General features: G+C 54.7%; 1 rRNA gene. It reads left to right on the top strand.

Features of this window, described 5'->3' with window-relative positions:
* Positions 1–494, top strand: a 16S ribosomal RNA gene (locus H6A12_RS13090); the annotation flags it as partial.
* Between the last annotated feature and the right edge of the window lie 18 nt (positions 495–512).

Raw genomic sequence — 512 nt, 5'->3', positions numbered from 1 at the left:
GACAGGTGGTGCATGGTTGTCGTCAGCTCGTGTCGTGAGATGTTGGGTTAAGTCCCGCAACGAGCGCAACCCTTGTTGCTAGTTGCTACGCAAGAGCACTCTAGTGAGACTGCCGTTGACAAAACGGAGGAAGGTGGGGATGACGTCAAATCATCATGCCCCTTATGACCTGGGCTACACACGTACTACAATGGCTGTTAACAGAGGGAGGCAACACCGCGAGGTGAAGCGAAACCCGAAAAACAGTCCCAGTTCAGATTGCAGGCTGCAACTCGCCTGTATGAAGTCGGAATTGCTAGTAATCGCAGATCAGCATGCTGCGGTGAATACGTTCCCGGGCCTTGTACACACCGCCCGTCACACCATGAGAGTTGGCAACACCCGAAGTCGGTAGTCTAACCGCAAGGAGGACGCCGCCGAAGGTGGGGTTGACGATTGGGGTGAAGTCGTAACAAGGTAGCCGTATCGGAAGGTGCGGCTGGATCACCTCCTTTCTATGGAGTCAGCGAACC

The sequence above is a fragment of the Merdimmobilis hominis genome (assembly GCF_016901855.1).
Classification (GTDB): domain Bacteria; phylum Bacillota; class Clostridia; order Oscillospirales; family Ruminococcaceae; genus Paludihabitans.
This window is presented reverse-complemented; position numbering and strand designations above follow the sequence as displayed.